The following is an 18,496-nucleotide window of genomic DNA, read 5'->3' on the forward strand; positions in this document are numbered from 1 at the left end:
GCCGCCATCTATGCCGATCGAGGTATAGCTGGCGGCAGTTTTTGCATTTGTTTGATATGGGTCACGGGCCAATAGTTAGTTCATGACCTCACAATGCGACGGATGGATCCTCAATTACGTGGACGGCTCCTATGTCGAACCCGACGAGTCGTCGAGCTTCGATCAGGTCGACCCAGCAACGGGCCGTGTTCTCGCCCGGGTCCACGAGGCCGACAAGGCCCTGGTCGATCGGGCCGTGACCTCTGCCAGACGTGCTCTGGACAACGGTTGGGCCGATACGCCGGTTCGAGAGCGGACGGCTCTGCTGCGACGCGCTGCCGACCGGATCGAGGAGCGATTCGAAGAGTTCGTCGCCGCAGAGATGGCGGACACCGGCAAGCCGATCACGCAGGCACGCGAACTCGACGTCGCGCGCGCCCTGACGAACTTCCGCACCTTCGCCGACATCGTCGCCGCGGCGGGACAGGAATCGTTTGTCACGGATCTCGCGGGCGGCAAGCAGGCGCTGAACTACGCGATCCGCAAGCCGCTCGGCGTCGTCGCCGTGATCGTTCCGTGGAACCTGCCGCTGCTTCTCCTGACCTGGAAGGTTGCGCCCGCGCTCGCGTGCGGAAACTCCGTGGTGGTCAAACCTTCCGAGGAGACCCCGGCGACTGCGTCGTTGCTGGCCGAGGTGCTCGAAGAGGTCGGCCTGCCTGCCGGCGTCTACAACGTCGTCCATGGATTCGGTGCGAACTCGGCCGGCGAGTTCCTCACCACGCACCCCGGTATCGACGGCGTCACCTTCACCGGATCTTCGGCAACGGGTTCGCATGTCATGAAAACCGTTGCCCCGCGGGTCCGTCCGGTCTCGTTCGAGCTCGGCGGCAAGAACGCCGCGATCGTGTTCGACGACGTCGACATCGACGAGGCTCTGACGGGTCTGACCAAGTCGGTGTTCACCAACACCGGCCAGGTCTGCCTGTGCACCGAGCGGGTGTACGTGCACCGCAGCATTTTCGACGACATCGCCGGTGGACTCGTCGAGCGGGCAGCAGGACTGCGTCTGGGCGACCCGACGCTCGATGCAACGACGACCGGACCGCTCATTTCGCAGGCACACCGGAAGAAGGTACTCGACTACTTCGAGATCGCCGAGCAGGAAGGCGCGAAAGTGCTGACCGGCGGCGGTATTCCGGACCTCGGACAGGAACTGTCGGGCGGATCCTGGATCGAACCCACCCTGTGGACTGGCTTGACCAACAAGGATCGCGCCGTACGTGAGGAGATCTTCGGACCCGTCGCGGCACTCATTCCGTTCGAGACCGAAGCCGAAGCGATCGCCCTCGCAAACGACACCGAGTACGGCCTTGCTGCCTCCGTGTGGACCAACGACCTGCGCCGCGGACACCGCGTCGCGCAGAAGATGAACGTCGGAATCTCCTGGGTCAACACGTGGTTCACCCGCGAACTGCGGTCTCCCTTCGGCGGCATGGGCCTGTCCGGCATCGGACGTGAGGGCGGCGAGTCCTCGCTGCACTTCTACACCGAACCGACGAATGTATGTGTGCAACTGTGAACATCGAAACCGCAAAAGTTTTCCAGAAATGAGCGAGGCGTGATGACAGCCCCCGAAGACACCGTATCCGCGCTCGCGCGTCGCCTCGACGACGCTGCGCAGACGCGCACCGACACCCCGAGCCTCGCCGACGAACACACCATCGACATCGACCAGGCCTACCGGATCCAGAACGAACTCCTCGAACGGCGCACCAGTCGTGGTGAATCGATTGTGGGCATCAAGCTCGGCTTCACGAGCAAAGCGAAGATGGCGCAGATGGGTGTCTCCGAAGTGATCGTCGGTCAGTTGACCGACGCGATGTGCGTGAGCAACGGCGGCGAAGTCGACCTGAGGACGTTCATTCATCCCAAGATCGAACCCGAAGTGGCATACCGCCTGTCGAAGGACGTCGATCTCGACGATCCGAACGTCGACATCGAAACCTGCGTCGACGCACTGGCTCCCGCAATGGAGATCATCGACTCGCGGTACCGCGACTTCCGCTTCACCTACACCGACGTCGTCGCTGACAACACCAGCGCTGCCGGATACGTGATCGGGCGGTGGCTGCCGCTACAGAACGTCGAAGACCGTTCCGTACGTATGGAAGTCGGCGGTGAGACGGTAGTCGGTTCCACGTCGGCCATTCTCGGCGATCCGGCGCGCGCTTTGCATGCACTGCTCGACATCGCCCGCCGACGCCGAATTCCGTTGCGCGCCGGTCAGGTAATTCTGGCCGGTGCCGCCACAGCAGCTGTGCGACTCGACGAGGGCGTCGCACAGTGCACGATCGACGGACTCGGAACCGTCACGGTGAAAGGTGTGAAGCGATGAGTGGGGCGCAGGTCATCGAGAAGCTGGCGAAGCCGCGCGGAAAGTTCCCCCACGTCAAGGTGGTCGGCGATTTCGTCTATGTCTCCGGGACCAGTTCGCGTCGACCCGACAACACGTTTGTCGGCGTCGAGGTCGATGAGATGGGGACGACGGCGCTCGACATTCGGGCGCAGACGCGTGCCGTCATCGAGAACATCGCGGCAATCCTCGCCGAAGTGGGTGGAGAACTCAGTGATCTGGTTCAGGTCACCTCCTACCTGGTGTCGATGAACGACTTCGGTGGATACAACGAGGTGTACGCCGAACTGTTCGACGAAAACGGTCCGACGAGAACGACTGTGGCTGTTCACCAGCTGCCCCACCCTCACCTGCTCATCGAAATTTCCGGCGTGGCGTACGTGCCCGCCTCCCGACGCTCGGCGTCCGAAGATACGGAGAATGCATCATGACCACGATTCCTCCCGTCATCGACTTCAAGAAGTGGATCGACGACAACCGCCACCTCCTGCAGCCGCCCGTCAACAATCAGACGATGGCGCTCGGAGACGATTTCATCGTGCAGGTCGTCGGCGGCCCCAACCAGCGGACCGACTACCACCTCGATCCGTACGAGGAGTGGTTCTACCAGCTCGAAGGCGACATCCACGTCAATGTCATGACCGAAGACGGTCCTCATCGCGTCGACATTCGCGAGGGTGAAACTTGGTTGCTGCCAGGAGACATTCCGCATTCGCCGCAGCGTCCCACCGCGGGCTCGATCGGCCTGGTCATCGAACGCGTCCGCAAGGAAGGCACGCTCGAGAAGTTCCAGTGGTACTGCCTCGAATGCGATCACAAGATTCACGAGGTCGAACTTCAGGTGCGCGACATCGTGGCCGACCTTCCGCCGGTGTTCGTCAAGTTCTACGAGAGCGAAGAAGCCCGCACGTGTGACAAGTGCGGCACGCTCCATCCCGGCAAGGGCTGAGCTATGAGCAACCTGATCGACATCCACACCCACTACGTGCCCAACGGGTGGCCGGATCTGACCGAAGACGCGGGGCCGCAAGCGCCGTGGCTGAAGGTCGAGTCGGAAACCGAAGCAATGATCATGATGGGCACCAAGGAGTTCCGCCGCATCCAGTCCGATGCCTGGGACGCCGAGGTGCGGCTTCGGGACATGGATGCCGACGGCGTGCAGACGCAGGTCGTCTCACCTACTCCGGCGTTCTTCAACTACGGCCGGAGCGGTGAGCAGGCAAGTCGCATTGCACGGATCTTCAACGACCTCGCACTCGAGATCGTGGAGCCGGCGAAGGATCGTTTGATTCCCTTCTGCCAGGTGCCTCTGCAAGACACCGACGCAGCGTGCCGTGAGTTGGAGCGGTGCATCGCGAACGGGCACCGCGGTGTCGAGATCGGCAATCATGTCGGCGATCTGGACCTCGACAGCGAGGGCGTGGTGACGTTCCTGCAGCACTGCGCGTCGCTGGACGTGCCGGTATTCGTGCACCCGTGGGACATGGCCAACTCTCCGCGCCTCGATCGCTGGATGGCGCAGTGGCTCACTGCGATGCCGGCCGAAACGCACCTGTCGATACTCGCACTGATTCTCGGTGGGGTGTTCGACAAGATCGACGATCGTCTCAAGATCGGATTTGCGCACGGTGGTGGATCTTTCGCGTTCTGGTTGGGCCGGATGGAAAACGCCTGGCACGGCCGCAACGACATCATCGGTACGTCGCAGTTCCCGCCTTCGCACTACCTGGGAAGGTTCTACGTGGATTCCGTCGTCTTCGACGAGCGTGCGCTGCGACTGTTGGTGGACACGGTGGGGGTGGACCGTGTGATGGTGGGTAGTGATTACCCGTACCCCTTGGGGGAGCGTCCGGTCGGTGAGGTGGTTCGCAAGAGTGAGTTCTTGGACGATACTGCGCGCCAACTCATTTCGCGGGGGAATGCCGAACGCTTCCTGGGTCTCGTCTGAGGCCCCGGCTATACCTTTTCCGGTATGGCGGACGGTGAATTCGGCATTTGTGAGTCATGTCTCGAGCGAGCACAATTCCAAACACAACGATCGACGACGCTCGTGATACCGACAATCCCGAAGACGGGGTCGGTGACTACAGACTTCATCGTCCGCCTGCCCCATCCAATCGATAGGTTCCGCGATGTCAGACAAGATATCCAACAGCACTACGAGCGACGGAAAGCCGTTGCCGGAGAAAGCGGCCCGTAGCCGAGTTGCCATGGCAACCCTGGCCGGCACAACTCTCGAATGGTACGACTTCTTCCTCTACGGCACAGCCGCCGCGTTGATCTTCAACAAACAATTCTTCCCGAGCCTGAGCCCCACGGCCGGCACGCTGGCTGCCTTCAGCACCTTCGCCGTCGGGTTCATTGCACGGCCGGTGGGTGGACTCGTGTTCGGGCACTTCGGTGACCGGATCGGGCGCAAGGCCACGCTCGTGGTCTCATTGGTGATGATGGGCATCGGGTCCACACTCATCGGCCTCATCCCGAACTACGACTCCATCGGTTTCTGGGCGCCCGTCCTCCTGGTGGCGATGCGCGTCGTTCAGGGCATCGGTCTGGGCGGTGAAGGCGCCGGCGCGACACTCATGTCGATGGAGCACGCGCCGGCGGGGCAGAAGAATCTCTATGCAGGTTTCCCTCAGATGGGCACACCCGCCGGACTGGTTCTCGCCAACGGCATCTTCCTGACGACCAACGCCGTGATGTCGGACTCGGCATTCGCTTCGTGGGGTTGGCGAATCCCGTTCCTGCTCAGCTTCGTTCTGGTGGCGATCGGTCTGGTGATTCGCCTGCGCGTCACCGAGTCGCCGTCATTCGCCGGGATCATGGAGAAGGGCGAAATAGTCCGCTTCCCGCTGCGTGAGTCGCTCAAGGTCGGCTTCCCCCGTTTGTCTCTCACGCTTGCCGCGTGCTTGGCGAACTCCGCCGTGGCGTACGCCTTCATGGTGTTCACCCTGTCGTACGGAACTCAACATCTGGGCTACGACAAGCAATTCCTGGTGCTCAGCGTGACCGCGGCAGCAGTCCTGTGGTTCCTTTCCATCCCGTTCTGGACAAAGATCGCCGACAAGTACGGGCGTCGGCACATGTTCATCGGCGGATCAGCTGCAATCCTGTTGTGGTGCATCGTGTTCTTCCCGCTCCTCAACACCGAGAACAAAATGGTCGCCGTCATCGCGTTCCTGGGCATGGGCCTGATCGTTCCGGTCACACATTGTGTCCAGGGCAGCATCATCGCCGATACCTTCCCGGCCAAGGTCCGCTATTCCGGCTCGTCTCTGATCCTCCAGAGCGGCGCGATTCTCGGCGGTGGACTGGCACCGATGATCGCCACGGCTCTGCTCGACGCCACCGGATCTTCGGTCGGTGTGACCTGGTATCTCGCCGGGGTGTGCACGATCAGCCTGGTCGGCGCCATCGCACTGTTCAAGATTGTCCCCGATTCGTCGCGGGGCTTGGAGCACGAGGAGATTCGCGTCTCCGAAAACGCCTGAGTCCTGGTCGATCCGACATCGGCCCGTTCCCTCTGGAGGGAACGGGCCGATCGGCGTTTCACGGTCGCATGAGCTCAGTTGCAAAGGACTCCAGCGTCGCGATCAGGGCCTGCGCGGACGGACTCGACGTGCGAGTCGCCGACGAGGTGATGCCGACGCTGTGCCCGATCGGATCGAGTGTGATGGACAGGGTGGTCAAGCGCGCGTCGTCGCGGGGGATGAGGCTCGGTAGTACCGCGATCATGTCGGTCTCGACCAGTAGCTGACGCACGGTGAGGAAAGAGGTTGCCTCGACCCGATTTTCGGGCAACGGCAAGCCGTTCCGGGCGAAGAACTCCTCGAGTTCGCGTCGGAGCACTGTCTCGACCCCAGGAAGGATCCAGGGGAAGCCGCGTAGTTCTTCGAGTTGGACGTCCTCGCGGTGAGCGAGCGGGTGATCTACGCGGGTGACGAGTTCGACGGACTCCGCGTAGAGGTTCCGTCTTGTCGCGGTGTCATCGGTAGGTGAGGTGAGCCGGCCGACGATCAGGTCGATTCGGCCCGCTTCCAGATCGGTGAGCAACTGCTCTGGCGTACCTTCGCGCACGACGACGGTGAGCAACGGGTGGTGAACCTTCAGGCGCGCGATAGCGCCGGGAAGCAGCACGTTGGATCCGGCGAGATGTGTTCCCACGATGACGGTTCCGCGATTGGCGTCGGCAAGTTCGACGACGTGTCGCCCGGCTTCGGTCAGCTGCGCGATCACGGCCCGTGCATGAGTTGTGAAGGCCTCGCCGAAAATGGTCGGGGTGATGCCGCGTGGGCCGCGGTCGAAGAGCGAGACGCCGAGAATGGACTCGATGTCGTGCAGACTGCGGGTCGCGACGGGTTGCGTGATGTGAAGTGCGGCAGCGGCGCCGACCACACTGCCCTGACGGCTCAATGCGTCGACGAGCAGGAGATGGCGGAGTTTGAGTCGCCCGTCGAGGAGCTTGGGCATGTCCATGGAGCAATCCTAGACGGGATTGCGCCGGGTGGGTAGGCGCCCGAAGTTGCTCAGGAGAAGGTGATTCCGATCGATTGGGACGAGGTGTACTTCTCCCAGGTTTCGCTGCTGTCCGGACTTCCCGTGTGCGCAAACGACGTCCAGTGCCGGCGTATCCGACGGCCCAGTGCGTCGATGCTCTGCCAGTCGCTGCTGCCCAGCATCGGTGAGCGCTGCCAGGACTGCTCGGTTCCCAACACGAAGGGTAGTTCGATGCAGTGAGTGGCCCCGAAGACGTCGTCCGTCGGTGCCCAGTCGAAGCGGTACGTGTACACCGACGCGCCGGCCGCTGTGAAGGTCTCGGCCAGCTCCATTGCCGGTTCGGCAAACATGTTCTGTGTCAGTGCCTTTTCGGCGACGTGTTCGGGATCGGGTACTCCCGCTAGGTCGCGCACGAAAGCAGATCCCTCGTCTCGGGTGTATCCCACGATGACGTCAGGCGCTGTTTCGAAAGTTCGGATCACCGGTTCCAGTTCGGAGATCGGCGCGAAGGGCGGTTGCACGACATTGGGGGACCGCCGGCTGAACTCGACAGCCGTGCCGCGGAATGCGTCGAGAATGTGGGAGAGCGGCGCGGTCCTAGGATCTCCGTCGAGCAGTCGGGCAAACGTCTCCCCGTTCTCGATCGCGGGAGCCTGCGTGAAGTTGAGGTCCGGCCGTGGGGTGCTCTGCAGAATTGCTCGATGGAACAGGGTTCGAGAGTTGTTACTGCTCAACAGATTCACAATGGAATGGGCGCCTGCCGACTGCCCGAATACGGTGACCGAGTCTGGGTCGCCGCCGAATGCCTCGATGTTCTCGCGCACCCACTCGAGCGCCGCGATCTGATCGTGTACCCCGAGATTGCCTTCGCTGACGCCGTCGAGGAGGAGGTATCCGAGCACGCCGACGCGATAGTTGACCGACACCACGACGACGTCGCCCTCGGCTGACAAAGCGCCGCCGTCGTACCAGGGGAGTGAGCCGCCGCCACTGGAGTACCCGCCACCGTGAAGCCACACCATCACCGGGCGATGACCGGTCAGCGACGGGGTTGTGACGGTGACGGTGAAGCTGTCCTCGCTGTGCTCCGGTTCGGGGAGCGGTGGCCCCATGATGCGTTCGAGTCGTGAAGGTGGTTGGGGGAAGACCGTTCCAAGCGCTGTGGCGTCGAAGACGTCGGAGAACGGTTCCACCGGTCGAGGCTTCTCGAAGCGCGGTGCGCTGGCGTAGGGGATCGCACCGAAGTAGTAGGAACCGTCACGCTTTCGGCCGCGGACCTTCCCCGAAGGGGTGGATGCGATCACCGTCTCGAACGAGGGCATGGGTTCCTTTCTTCTTGTGCATGCTTTTTCGAGCATGCCAGGTGGATGCCGCGGCACAAATGCCTTTGTGGTCGTGCGGTATGCGTTACGGCGTGAGTGCCTGTACCAGTCGATCTTCGAGTCGCGTCGTCACTCGGCTGTATACGGAACCGTCGTCCAGGGCCCGGGACATCACGATCGCCCCTTGGATCCCGGCCACGGCTTCTTCGGCGAGTCCGATGGAATCTTCGGCACCGACGAGTGCCGCCTCGAGAGCCGCTGTCCATTCGTCGAAGTATGTTCGCACCCTGGCGCCGAAGCGGTTTCGCTCTTCACCGAGTGCAAATGCGCCGAACAGGCAAATGCGTTGCCCTGACCGAAAGTAGTCGCCCGCGGTAGCGAACATGCTCTGGATGCGCTGCCTCGGTGGAACCGATTCTGCTCGAAGAGGTTCGAAGACTTCGGCGCGAAACCATCTGTCGACCTCGTCGAGCACCGCCTCGGCCATCTCTTCCTTCCCGCGCGGAAAGAAGTTGTAGAGACTGCCTTTGCCCAAACCGGTGTGTTCGGTGATCACGGCCAGGCTTGCTCCGTCGAACCCGTAGGTTCGAAACACGTTCGCGAGAGCGGGAATCGTGTCCGAGCGTTCAGCTACCTGTCTGGCCATGGATTCATCCTTTCATCACAGACCCAACTCGCTCAGGCCCGGATGATCGTGCGGGCGTGGTCCGGTCGGATCCCAGAAGAACTTTCGCTCGGACTCCTCGATGGGAACGTCGTTGATGCTGGCATGACGGTGGTGCATGAGTCCGTCGGCGTCGAATTCCCAGTTCTCGTTGCCGTAGGAGCGGAACCACTGCTCGTCGTGATCGTGCCACTCGTACGCGAATCGCACTGCGATGCGGTCGTCGCTGTGTGCCCACAGCTCTTTGATCAACCGGTAGTCCAGTTCGCGGGTCCACTTCTCGGTCAGAAGTTCGACGATCTCGGATCGGCCGGTGACGAACGTCGACCGATTACGCCACCAACTGTCCGGCGTGTAGGCCAGCGACACCTTGTGTGGATCGCGTGAGTTCCATCCGTCCTCGGCGAGGCGGACCTTCTGGACGGCAGCTTCGTGAGTGAAGGGCGGAATCGGTGCTCGGACGGTCATTGCGGGGCCTCTCGATCAGATGTGTACCTATCGGTACAAACTTTACCGATAGGTACAACAAGAGTCCAGTGAACGACTTCGGCCGCCCCCACCGAAGCGGGAGCGGCCGAAAGAGTCGAACCGGAAGAAACTAGCGCGCGCGACGAGCGAGACGCTCGGAATCCGAGATCAGGACGCTCTTGCCTTCGAGGCGAAGCCATCCGCGGTGTGCGAAATCAGCGAGCGCCTTGTTGACGGTCTCGCGGGAAGCGCCGACGAGCTGGGCGATCTCTTCCTGCGTGAGGTCGTGAGTGACGCGCAGGGCGCCACCTTCCTGAGTGCCGAAGCGCTGCGCGAGCTGCAGGAGCGCCTTGGCGACACGGCCGGGAACGTCCGTGAAGATCAGGTCGGCCAGGGTGTTGTTGGTACGACGCAGACGGCGGGCGAGAACGCGCAGAAGCTGCTCGGCGATCTCGGGGCGCTGCTGGATCCATGCCTTGAGAGCGTCGCGGTCCATGCTCACGGCGCGAACCTCGGTGACGGTCGTAGCCGTCGAGGTGCGGGGGCCGGGGTCGAAGATGGACAGTTCGCCGAACATGTCGGACGGGCCCATGATCGTCAGCAGGTTCTCGCGACCGTCGGGTGAGCGTCGACCGATCTTCACCTTGCCGGACACGATGATGTACAGGCGGTCACCGGGTTCACCTTCATTGAAGATGACATGTCCACGGGGGAAGTCGACGGGCTGCAGCTGCTTTGTCAGCGCCGCTACCGCTGAGGGCTCGACTCCTTGGAAGATGCCGGCTCTTGCCAGGACGTCGTCCACGTGCGCTCCTTGTTGGGATTTGTTCGTTTGTGGTGTCATTTTTGCGCTATCTATCTTTGTACCCGCGCTGCGCACAAACCGTCGTACACAGGCTCAGCCCTCATGAGTGAGACACTGTGTCCAATGCAATCTGTGTTCAATGCAACAGGTACGGCATCGAAGTCTACGTCCCGTTAGCTCGCGACGAGTGATTGATGCCACGTAAGAGCCGAAAATTCTTCCGGAATCCGCTGCGGTGACTACTTTGTATGGCCGTCAACTTGCCCGTTGTGTCCGGATTTCGCCCAGGCTGGCGCTCTCGGGAGCCTCCGACTGACGGCCCTTACGCTTCCGGTGGAAGCGGGCGAACGCATGGGGAAACCCATCGCTTGCCAGGCGGGCGACGTCGTCGTGACTTGCCTGGTCGAGGAAGTCTTCTACTTCATGCTCTTGGACCGAGAGCCGACGCAATCGCCCTTCGACTCGTTCCATCGCCAGGGCAAAGAGCATAAGCAGTAGCGGAAAGAGAATTACTGCGAGTCCTTGCATAGGGGGAAGTAAACACGTCGAAGGTCTCAGAATCGACACGACGGAGTCTCCACTCATGTCGTATCCGTACAGTTGTCTGAGTGCAGACCACCCCGACAGGCAGTTCAGAGCAGCGGAAGAAACCGCGTTCGGGGGGTGCGCGGAAGGAAGAATCACACCTCGGATTGGTACGCCGGGCGCGTCGGATGAATCGTGAGCTCGCTGTGGCTTTCCCACACGTGTACTGCGAACTCGACTTCACGACTCCGTTGGAACTGGCAGTGGCGACAATCCTGTCGGCGCAATGCACCGACGTCCGCGTCAACATGGTCACGCCGGCACTCTTCGCCCGTTATCCCGACGCAAAGGCATACGCGGAAGCCGATCGGACCGAACTCGAGGAGTACATCCGCTCCACCGGCTTCTACCGGAACAAGACGACGTCGCTGATCGGACTCGGTCAGGCGCTACTCGAACGCCACGACGGGCAGGTCCCGAACAAGCTCGAAGATCTGGTGAAACTCCCAGGCATCGGACGCAAGACCGCGAACGTCGTGCTGGGCAATGCCTTCGACATTCCGGGAATCACCGTCGACACCCACTTCGGTCGGCTCGTGCGTCGGTGGAAGTGGACCGAGGAAGAAGATGCCGTCAAAGTGGAACACGCCGTCGGGGCACTGATCGAACGTAAGGAATGGACTCTGCTCTCGCATCGCGTGATCTTTCACGGCCGACGGGTCTGCCACGCGCGCAAGCCCGCGTGCGGTGTGTGTGTTCTGGCCAAGGACTGCCCGTCGTACGGTCTCGGCCCGACCGACAAAACCGAGGCCGCGGCCCTGGTGAAAGGCCCCGAGACCGATCATCTGCTCGCCCTGGCAGGGTTGTGATCGCCGATGACAAGTGCCGGAAGATGGTCTCTCGCTGCGCTCGTGGTCGTCGCGGCTCTCGTCGTGGCGATCTGGCCGCGCGGGGGAGACGACACGACGCCCACGTCGACGGGCCCGTCCTCGTCCGCGTATCAGCCGCCGACGTTCACTCCGTCGTCGGAATCGCTCGATCAACTCCGTAGCCAGGCGGCTCTGGCCTCCTGCCCGACTCCGACCGGCGAAGCGCCTGCCGGCTCGGCTCTCGCCGGAATCACCCTCGACTGCGTCTCCGACGGAGCGCCCGTCGACCTTGCCGCAGCGGTGGGCGGAAAGCCGACCCTGCTCAATCTGTGGGCGTACTGGTGCGCGCCATGCGCCGAAGAGCTTCCGTACCTTCAGGAATTCGCGGAGCGCGCCGACGGCAGCATCAACGTGCTGACCGTGCATTCGGATCCGAATCAGGAGAACGCTTTGACGCGACTCATCGACTACTCGGTGCGTTTGCCCGGCGTCCAGGACGGTGACGGCAAGGTACGGATCGCAGTGGGCGCACCGCCGGTGCTGCCGGTGTCGGTGCTCGTGCGCGCGGATGGAACAGTCGCCAAGGTCTTGCCCCAACCCTTCCGCAGTGCGGACGAGATCGCCGCCGCTGCGGCGCAATATCTGGGAGTCGTCGTATGAGTACACCGGTTCCCGAGTGGTTGCGCGCTGTCGCCAGCACCCAGCCCACCGATCCCCATCGGATCAACCCCGTCCTCGAGCGTCGCGCGCCGCGCGGCACCGTGACGCGTCCGGCCGCGGTGCTCGTGCTCTTCGGCGGACCGCGTGAGGCCGACCCTCTCGCCGTCGGCGGCTTGCCGGAGGGCGCAGACGTCCTGCTGACCCAACGGGCGTCGACGATGCGTCAGCACAGCGGACAGGTCGCATTCCCGGGCGGTGCCGCCGATCCGGGCGACGACGGCCCCGTCGGCACCGCGCTGCGTGAAGCGCAGGAGGAGACCGGGCTCGATCCGAGCGGAGTTCAGCCGCTCACCGTGCTGCCGGAGATCTTCATCCCGCCGTCGGGTTTCGACGTGACGCCGGTGCTCGGCTACTGGGAGCAGCCGACGACGGTGGGCATTCAGGACGAGGGCGAGGTCGGACGGGTGGCCCGGGTGCCGCTGCGCACGTTGCTCGACCCAGACAACCGGTTTCAGGTTCGACATCCCCTCGGATACCAGGGCCCGGCGTTCCGCGCCGACGGCATGCTGGTCTGGGGGTTCACAGCAGGAATCCTCGCGGCGCTGTTCACGGTGTCGGGCTGGGAGATTCCGTGGAATTACGAGGACGTGAGAGACCTGGACACAGCGCTGTCCGAGTTCGGTGAAGGTGTCGAGGATTCGGCGGTGCCGCGATGACAGGTTCTCGTTGGGTGGACATCGCCATCGTTCTGGTCGCCCTCATCGCGGCCACGTCCGGATGGCGTCAGGGCGCGGTGGCGTCGGCGCTGGCGTTCGTCGGCGTGATCCTCGGTGCCGTCGCCGGGATTCTGTTGGCGCCGCACCTGCTCGTGCACGTCACCGAAGGCAAGCTGCGCATCCTCGCGGGCATCTCGCTGATCGTCGTGTTGGTCATCATCGGCGAGGTCGCCGGCATGGTGCTCGGACGCGCGGCGCGCAGCGGAATGCACAGTCCGACGGCGCGATCCGTCGACAGCGTCATCGGTGCGGGTCTACAGGCGGTGGCTGTCGTGGTCGCGGCGTGGTTGCTCGCGATTCCGCTCACTTCCTCGTCGCAGCCGAATATTGCCGCCGCTGTTCGTGGTTCGGACGTTCTCGCCAGCGTGGACGAAGTGGCGCCGCAGTGGCTGCGCCGCATCCCGACCGAGTTCTCGGCGCTGCTCGACACCTCCGGCCTGCCTGACGTCATCGGCCCGTTCGGGCGCACGCCCATCACCGAGGTCGAAGCACCCGACGCGAGCGTTCTCGCCAGTCCGTTGGCGGCGCAGTTGCGTCCGAGTGTTCTCCGCATCAACGGCGTCGCACCGAGTTGCCAGCGCGCGCTCGAGGGATCCGGATTCATCGTCGCCCCCGAACGCGTCATGACCAACGCCCACGTGGTTGCCGGAACCGAGAGCATCACCGTGGACACCATGGAGGGCGCACTGCCCGCGCAGGTGGTGCTCTTCGACTCCGCCGTGGACATCGCGATTCTGGCGGTTCCCGGATTGGACGCGCCGGTGCTGCCGTTCGCTCCGGAGCAGGCTCGGACCGGTGACAACGCGTTGGTGCTCGGTTACCCCGGCGGTGGTCCGTACACGGCCAGCGCAGCCCGCGTTCGTGAGGTCCTGAACCTGAACGGGCCGGACATCTACAAGGCCGGAACCACCCAGCGTGAGGTCTACACCGTGCGCGGATCCATCCGGCAGGGCAACTCGGGTGGACCGATGGTCGATGATCAGGGGCGGGTCCTCGGCGTCGTGTTCGGTGCTGCCGTCGACGACAGTGACACCGGATTCGTCCTCACCGCGCAGGAAGTCTCGCGCCAGTTGAACGCGGCTGCCTCGGCATCGACGCCCGTACCGACGGGCGCGTGCATCCTGTAGCGGTCACTTCTCCGTAAGGAGGAAGTCCCCGAGTTCGCGATTGACGCGCTCGGGGGCTTCCTGATGCGCGTAATGACCGACTCCGGCAATGGTGCGCAGTTTCTCGCCGGGAGCCCAGTGCTTGTCGCGACGCACGGTACGGGTGAGCACGTACGGGTCGAGTTCGCCGTGAATCTGGACGATCGGAATGCGAAGAACCTGATCCATCAAACGCATGAAACGTCGGCCCTCGGGGCGGAGCTGGCTGCGGAAGGCCCAACGCTGGTACTCCAAGGTGGAATGCGCGACGCCCGGGATCCGGATCGCGGACCGCATCTTGCTCATGACGTCTGCGAATTCGGGTTGCTGCGGCCAGGTGGGGCCCGACCGCGAGCGAACCAGACGCTCCACTTCGGCGCCGTTGTCGGCCGTCAACCGACGTTCCGGGCGTAGCGGTACCTGATAGGCCAGGAACGAGGGCAAAAGCGCGCGGCGCTGATAGGGGTCGCGGACGACTGCTTTCTTGAGCGCCATCGGGTGTGGAGACGAGATCAGCGCTATCGACCGCACCAGGCGTGGATGCAGGAGCGCGGTCGCCCAGCACACCAACCCGCCGTCGGCATGACCGATCAGCGTGGCCTTGCCGTAACCCATCGCACGAATGAGGCCGGCTACGTCACCGGCGAGCGTCCAACCGTCGTAGCCACGAGGGGGCTTGTCGGAGTCGCCGTACCCACGAAGGTCCATCGCGACGACGCGGAAGCCCTGCTCGGACAGTGCCGTCAATTGTTGGCGCCAGGACCACCAGAAGTCGGCGAATCCGTGCAGAAGCACCACCAACGGAGCATCCGGCTCCGCGTCGCCTACCTCGACGACGTGAAACCGGATGCCGTTGGCGTGAATGTCCCGGTGAATCCAGGGGCCGTCGAACCTGACGGTGGATGGATCTGGGGCTGCCACTTTCGATCAGACTCGCTACCGGCGCGCGTTGAAATCGACCGACGGCTTTGCGTCGTCATGGCTGCCGGGGATGACGTTCTTGGCCTGCTTGAGCGATTCGATCGTCTTCTCCGGAGCCCTCAACTTGCGCACGCGCAGATAACCGAGCAGCGCCAGAATCGCGGTGGTCACCACCATGATCAGGAAGACGATGAGGAACGCCAGCCAGCGCGGCACCCAGGTGTCGAGCATCTCGGCCAGGAAGAAAAAGAAGAAGAACGAGCTGAACAGCAGAACCGTGAAGGCCAGGATGAAGAAGACGCTGCCCTGCAGACCCTTCTTGACCTCGCCCGTCACCTCGGCCTTGGCAAGTTCGACCTCGGCGCGCACGAGGGTGGAGACCTGTGCGGTCGCGTCCTTGACGAGGGCCCCGATGGTGGCCTCGCCCGGCGTGCGGGCGTCCACATCGGTGAGAGGGATGGAAGAGACCGTGTTCGGTACTCCATCTCCGGTGAAGCGCTGGCTCTCTCCGTTGGTCAAGCTCACTTGTCGACCTCTCCAGGTAGTTCTCTCGCGTCCGTGGCAATGGCGGTGGAAGCGTCGTCTCGAGCCGCATGAACTCGTCCACGTCGCCACAGCAGCGCTGATCCGATCAGCGATGCCACCAACGATGTCACGAGAACTGCGGCCTTCGCTATCTCGGCCTCGCTGCCATCGCCGACCCCGTCCAATGCGAGGTCTGCTACAAGCAGGCTAACGGTGAACCCGATGCCACCGAGAACTGAGAGGGCAAACATGTCTCTCAATTCCAGTGTCTTGGGTTTGGTTGCTATCCCCAATTTGATCGCGAGCAGGGAAATTCCGAAGATTCCGACGGTTTTGCCGACCAGAAGACCGACGACGACCGATTGCCCTACTGGGTCGGTGAAAATGTCGCCGAGTACCGCCGCGTTGATCGGAACACCGGAGGCGAACAGTGCGAAGACGGGGACACAGAAGCCTGCGGAGTAAGGCTGAATGCGGTGCTCGAGACGGCTACCGGGCGCGTACTCCTCGTCCGGATCGCGCCTCACCCGGGTGAGTAAGCCGAGCGCGACGCCCGCGAGTGTGGCGTGTATCCCCGCTTCGTGCATCGCGTACCAGGTCAGTAGTGCCAGCGGGACGTAGAGGAACGGCGTCGTGATGCGTTTGTGTTGGGCGTAGGCGTAGGCAGCCAGGGCTGCGGCCGCGGTCAGCAGCCACAACATCGCGAGGGAACCGGTGAACAGTACGGCGATGAGGATGATCGCGAGCAGATCGTCGACGACGGCCAGGCTGAGCAGGAAAACTCGGGCGCTCGCCGGGATCTTCGAGCCGGTCAGCGCGAGCACGCCGAGGGCAAAAGCGATGTCCGTCGCGACGGGAATGGCCCAGCCCTTGTCCATGCCGGGCGTGCCGAAACCGATGGACGCCGCGATGATCGCGGGAACCAGGACGCCGCCGCACGCCGCGATGATCGGGAGCATCGCGGCTTTGCGGTCCGCGAGTTCGCCGACCACCAGTTCACGTTTGAGTTCGAGGCCGGCGACGAAGAAGAAGACGGCAAGCAGTCCGTCCTGCGCCCACGTGCCCAAGCTGAGGTCGAGATGGAGTGCGGACGGACCGATCTGGAAGTCACGTAGTGCGATGTAACTCTCACCGAAAGGAGAGTTCACCCAGATCAGAGCGAGGGCGGCAGCGATCAGGAGGATCGATCCGCCCACCGTTTCGGTGCGGAGGTAGCGGGACAGTTCGGAACGCAGGGTGGAGATCACGCGTGGGGACGACCTTTGTTCGTGCAACCGAATTCGGATGCAACAGACATGAACGTGATCGACGTTGTGACGCATCGAATGCACGTGCCGACCAGACTTCCCGGCTCACCTTTACGGAATTTTATCGCGGATTGCCCGCTGAGCCGAATTCGCGAACCGAATTTGCGTCGGAAAACCCCGCGGGTGTTCAATTCCTACTGATTGGGACACTATCCCACCAATTGGACATCTTTCGTATAACGGCGCAGGAGCATGTTTTGAGCACGTCAGTCAGTGAGAATCCACCCAAGCCGGAGGGCGGCGACGCAGATACCGTCGCCGGAGTGCCGCGCAGCCGAATCGTGGTCGCCAGCATGGTGGGTACGTCCATCGAGTTCTACGACTTCTACATCTATGCAACAGCGGCAGTATCGGTGTTCCCGCACCTGTTCTTCCCGAAGGGCAACGACACCACCGCGCTTCTCGCGTCGTTGGCGACGTTCGGACTCGCGTTCGTCGCCCGTCCCCTCGGTTCGATTCTCTTCGGACACTTCGGTGACCGCGTCGGACGCAAGGCAACTCTGGTCGGCTCGCTGCTGACGATGGGCATCGCGACCTTCCTCATCGGACTGCTGCCCACTTATCACCAGATCGGACTGCTGGCCCCGGCGTTGTTGGCGCTCATGCGTTTCTGCCAGGGTCTCGGGCTCGGCGGCGAATGGTCGGGTGCGGCGCTGCTCGCGACCGAGACAGCCAAGGAAGGCAAGCGGGCCTGGGCGGCGATGTGGCCGCAACTCGGTGCGCCCATCGGCTTCTTCATGGCCAACGGACTGTTCCTGATCATCACGTTGTTCATGAACCACGACAATTCCAGCCCGGACCTCGAGGGCGCCTTCCTGAGCTGGGGATGGCGAATTCCGTTCCTGCTCAGCGCAATCATGGTGATGATCGGCCTGTACGTCCGGCTCAAGCTCGAGGAAACCCCGGTGTTCGCGCGTGCAGTCGAGCGCGGCGAGAAGGTCAAGACTCCGGTCGCCGAGGTATTCAAGACCAGCTGGCGTCAGCTGATCGTCGGTACGTTCGTGATGCTCGCGACGTACACGCTGTTCTACATCATGACCACCTGGGTTCTCAGCCACGGAACCGGCAAGACGCCGGCCGACGGTGGAACCGGTGCGGGCTTCAAGTACACCGATTTCCTTGTCCTGCAGTTGATCGCAGTCGTGTTCTTCGCTGCCGCCGTGCCGGTCTCGGGTTGGCTCGCCGACCGTTACGGGCGTCGTATCACCTTGCTGATCATCACCGGTCTGATCATGGTGTTCGGCTTGACCTTCGGTGTCTTCCTCGAACCGGACGGAATGAACGACGGTCGCATGTTGGCGTTCCTCATCGTGGGCATGCTGCTCATGGGCCTGACCTTCGGCCCGATGAGTGCCGTTCTCCCGGAACTCTTCCCGACCAACGTCCGCTACACGGGCTCGGGAATCGCGTACAACACGGCCAGTATTCTGGGCGCAGCGGTGGCGCCGTTCATCGCCGTCTACCTCGCGAAGAACTACGGCGTCGGTTGGGTCGGCATCTATCTTCTCGTAGCGGCGACGCTGACTTTTGTCGCGCTGCTGGTCATGCGTGAGACGAAGGGTGAGTCGCTCGACGATGTAGGGGCATAACCCTGCTGTGCGCCTTTATTAACCCCCGGCG

Annotated in this window: 20 protein-coding genes; 11 read left to right on the forward strand and 9 right to left on the reverse strand. The window is 63.0% G+C overall.

What is annotated here, in order from left to right:
* The first annotated feature begins 82 nt into the window (after positions 1 to 82).
* From RHP72_RS02595 to RHP72_RS02620, 6 genes are all read left to right on the forward strand, one after another.
* Positions 83 to 1,558: a 2-hydroxymuconic semialdehyde dehydrogenase gene (locus RHP72_RS02595; protein ID WP_311094270.1), complete on the forward strand. Its 1,476-nt coding sequence runs from the start codon at positions 83 to 85 to the stop codon at positions 1,556 to 1,558.
* A gap of 42 nt (positions 1,559 to 1,600) precedes the next feature.
* The gene (locus tag RHP72_RS02600; RefSeq protein WP_042446669.1) at positions 1,601 to 2,374 is read left to right on the forward strand and encodes a 2-keto-4-pentenoate hydratase; all 774 of its coding nucleotides are present in this window, start codon (positions 1,601 to 1,603) and stop codon (positions 2,372 to 2,374) included.
* Positions 2,371 to 2,823, forward strand: a complete 453-nt coding sequence (locus tag RHP72_RS02605; RefSeq protein WP_003943520.1) for a RidA family protein — start codon at positions 2,371 to 2,373, stop codon at positions 2,821 to 2,823. Before RHP72_RS02600 ends, RHP72_RS02605 begins: the two co-directional genes overlap by 4 nt.
* Positions 2,820 to 3,341 carry a 3-hydroxyanthranilate 3,4-dioxygenase gene (locus RHP72_RS02610; protein ID WP_042446673.1) on the forward strand — a complete coding sequence of 174 codons (522 nt, stop codon included), beginning with the start codon at positions 2,820 to 2,822 and terminating at the stop codon, positions 3,339 to 3,341. The genes RHP72_RS02605 and RHP72_RS02610 overlap by 4 nt, the downstream gene beginning before the upstream one ends.
* 3 nt (positions 3,342 to 3,344) lie before the next feature.
* On the forward strand, positions 3,345 to 4,340 hold the full coding sequence (locus tag RHP72_RS02615) for an amidohydrolase family protein (protein WP_042922846.1): 996 nt from the start codon (positions 3,345 to 3,347) through the stop codon (positions 4,338 to 4,340).
* A 184-nt stretch (positions 4,341 to 4,524) separates the two neighbouring features.
* Positions 4,525 to 5,883 (forward strand): MFS transporter, encoded by a 1,359-nt coding sequence (locus RHP72_RS02620; protein WP_042446679.1) that lies wholly within the window; start codon positions 4,525 to 4,527, stop codon positions 5,881 to 5,883.
* 58 nt (positions 5,884 to 5,941) lie between these two features.
* Here the strand turns inward: RHP72_RS02620 and RHP72_RS02625 are convergent, their stop codons facing one another.
* From RHP72_RS02625 to RHP72_RS02650, 6 genes are all read right to left on the reverse strand, one after another.
* Positions 5,942 to 6,868, reverse strand: a complete 927-nt coding sequence (locus RHP72_RS02625; RefSeq protein WP_003943516.1) for a LysR substrate-binding domain-containing protein — start codon at positions 6,866 to 6,868, stop codon at positions 5,942 to 5,944.
* A 50-nt stretch (positions 6,869 to 6,918) separates the two neighbouring features.
* Entirely contained in the window at positions 6,919 to 8,211 is a 1,293-nt protein-coding gene (locus RHP72_RS02630; RefSeq protein ID WP_311094271.1) for a carboxylesterase family protein, read from the reverse strand.
* Between the two features lie 85 nt (positions 8,212 to 8,296).
* Positions 8,297 to 8,857, reverse strand: a complete 561-nt coding sequence (locus RHP72_RS02635; RefSeq protein WP_054827456.1) for a TetR/AcrR family transcriptional regulator — start codon at positions 8,855 to 8,857, stop codon at positions 8,297 to 8,299.
* 15 nt (positions 8,858 to 8,872) lie between these two features.
* Entirely contained in the window at positions 8,873 to 9,343 is a 471-nt protein-coding gene (locus tag RHP72_RS02640; RefSeq protein ID WP_311094272.1) for a nuclear transport factor 2 family protein, read from the reverse strand.
* Positions 9,344 to 9,473: 130 nt separating this feature from the next.
* Positions 9,474 to 10,148: a Crp/Fnr family transcriptional regulator gene (locus RHP72_RS02645; RefSeq protein ID WP_003943506.1), complete on the reverse strand. Its 675-nt coding sequence runs from the start codon at positions 10,146 to 10,148 to the stop codon at positions 9,474 to 9,476.
* 255 nt (positions 10,149 to 10,403) lie between these two features.
* Complete coding sequence (locus tag RHP72_RS02650; protein ID WP_019746620.1) at positions 10,404 to 10,676, reverse strand: hypothetical protein; 273 nt, start codon at positions 10,674 to 10,676, stop codon at positions 10,404 to 10,406.
* Between the two features lie 80 nt (positions 10,677 to 10,756).
* Here RHP72_RS02650 and nth point away from each other — a divergent pair, with 80 nt between their 5' ends.
* The 4 genes from nth to RHP72_RS02670 are packed head-to-tail and all read left to right on the forward strand — an operon-like array spanning position 10,757 to position 14,105.
* Positions 10,757 to 11,542, forward strand: coding sequence for an endonuclease III (gene nth / locus RHP72_RS02655; RefSeq protein WP_003943471.1), 786 nt, complete (start codon positions 10,757 to 10,759; stop codon positions 11,540 to 11,542).
* Between the two features lie 6 nt (positions 11,543 to 11,548).
* Entirely contained in the window at positions 11,549 to 12,202 is a 654-nt protein-coding gene (locus RHP72_RS02660) for a TlpA disulfide reductase family protein (protein WP_003943500.1), read from the forward strand.
* Positions 12,199 to 12,918, forward strand: a complete 720-nt coding sequence (locus RHP72_RS02665) for a CoA pyrophosphatase (protein ID WP_007732411.1) — start codon at positions 12,199 to 12,201, stop codon at positions 12,916 to 12,918. Before RHP72_RS02660 ends, RHP72_RS02665 begins: the two co-directional genes overlap by 4 nt.
* Positions 12,915 to 14,105: a MarP family serine protease gene (locus RHP72_RS02670; RefSeq protein WP_003946095.1), complete on the forward strand. Its 1,191-nt coding sequence runs from the start codon at positions 12,915 to 12,917 to the stop codon at positions 14,103 to 14,105. The genes RHP72_RS02665 and RHP72_RS02670 overlap by 4 nt, the downstream gene beginning before the upstream one ends.
* A gap of 3 nt (positions 14,106 to 14,108) precedes the next feature.
* On the opposite strand, the gene RHP72_RS02675 is transcribed toward RHP72_RS02670, so the two are convergent.
* Genes RHP72_RS02675 through nhaA form a run of 3 tightly spaced genes read right to left on the reverse strand, consistent with a single transcriptional unit; the run spans position 14,109 to position 16,900 of the window.
* Positions 14,109 to 15,044: an alpha/beta fold hydrolase gene (locus tag RHP72_RS02675; protein ID WP_064689106.1), complete on the reverse strand. Its 936-nt coding sequence runs from the start codon at positions 15,042 to 15,044 to the stop codon at positions 14,109 to 14,111.
* A 15-nt stretch (positions 15,045 to 15,059) separates the two neighbouring features.
* Positions 15,060 to 15,569, reverse strand: a complete 510-nt coding sequence (locus RHP72_RS02680; RefSeq protein ID WP_007732413.1) for a phage holin family protein — start codon at positions 15,567 to 15,569, stop codon at positions 15,060 to 15,062.
* Complete coding sequence (gene nhaA, locus RHP72_RS02685; RefSeq protein ID WP_007732414.1) at positions 15,566 to 16,900, reverse strand: Na+/H+ antiporter NhaA; 1,335 nt, start codon at positions 16,898 to 16,900, stop codon at positions 15,566 to 15,568. The genes RHP72_RS02680 and nhaA overlap by 4 nt, the downstream gene beginning before the upstream one ends.
* Positions 16,901 to 17,073: 173 nt before the next feature.
* On the opposite strand from nhaA, the gene RHP72_RS02690 reads away from it, so the two are divergent.
* On the forward strand, positions 17,074 to 18,465 hold the full coding sequence (locus RHP72_RS02690; protein ID WP_063315960.1) for an MFS transporter: 1,392 nt from the start codon (positions 17,074 to 17,076) through the stop codon (positions 18,463 to 18,465).
* Positions 18,466 to 18,496: the final 31 nt, after the last annotated feature.

This window comes from Rhodococcus sp. SG20037, from assembly GCF_031763325.1.
Classification (GTDB): domain Bacteria; phylum Actinomycetota; class Actinomycetes; order Mycobacteriales; family Mycobacteriaceae; genus Rhodococcus_F; species Rhodococcus_F qingshengii.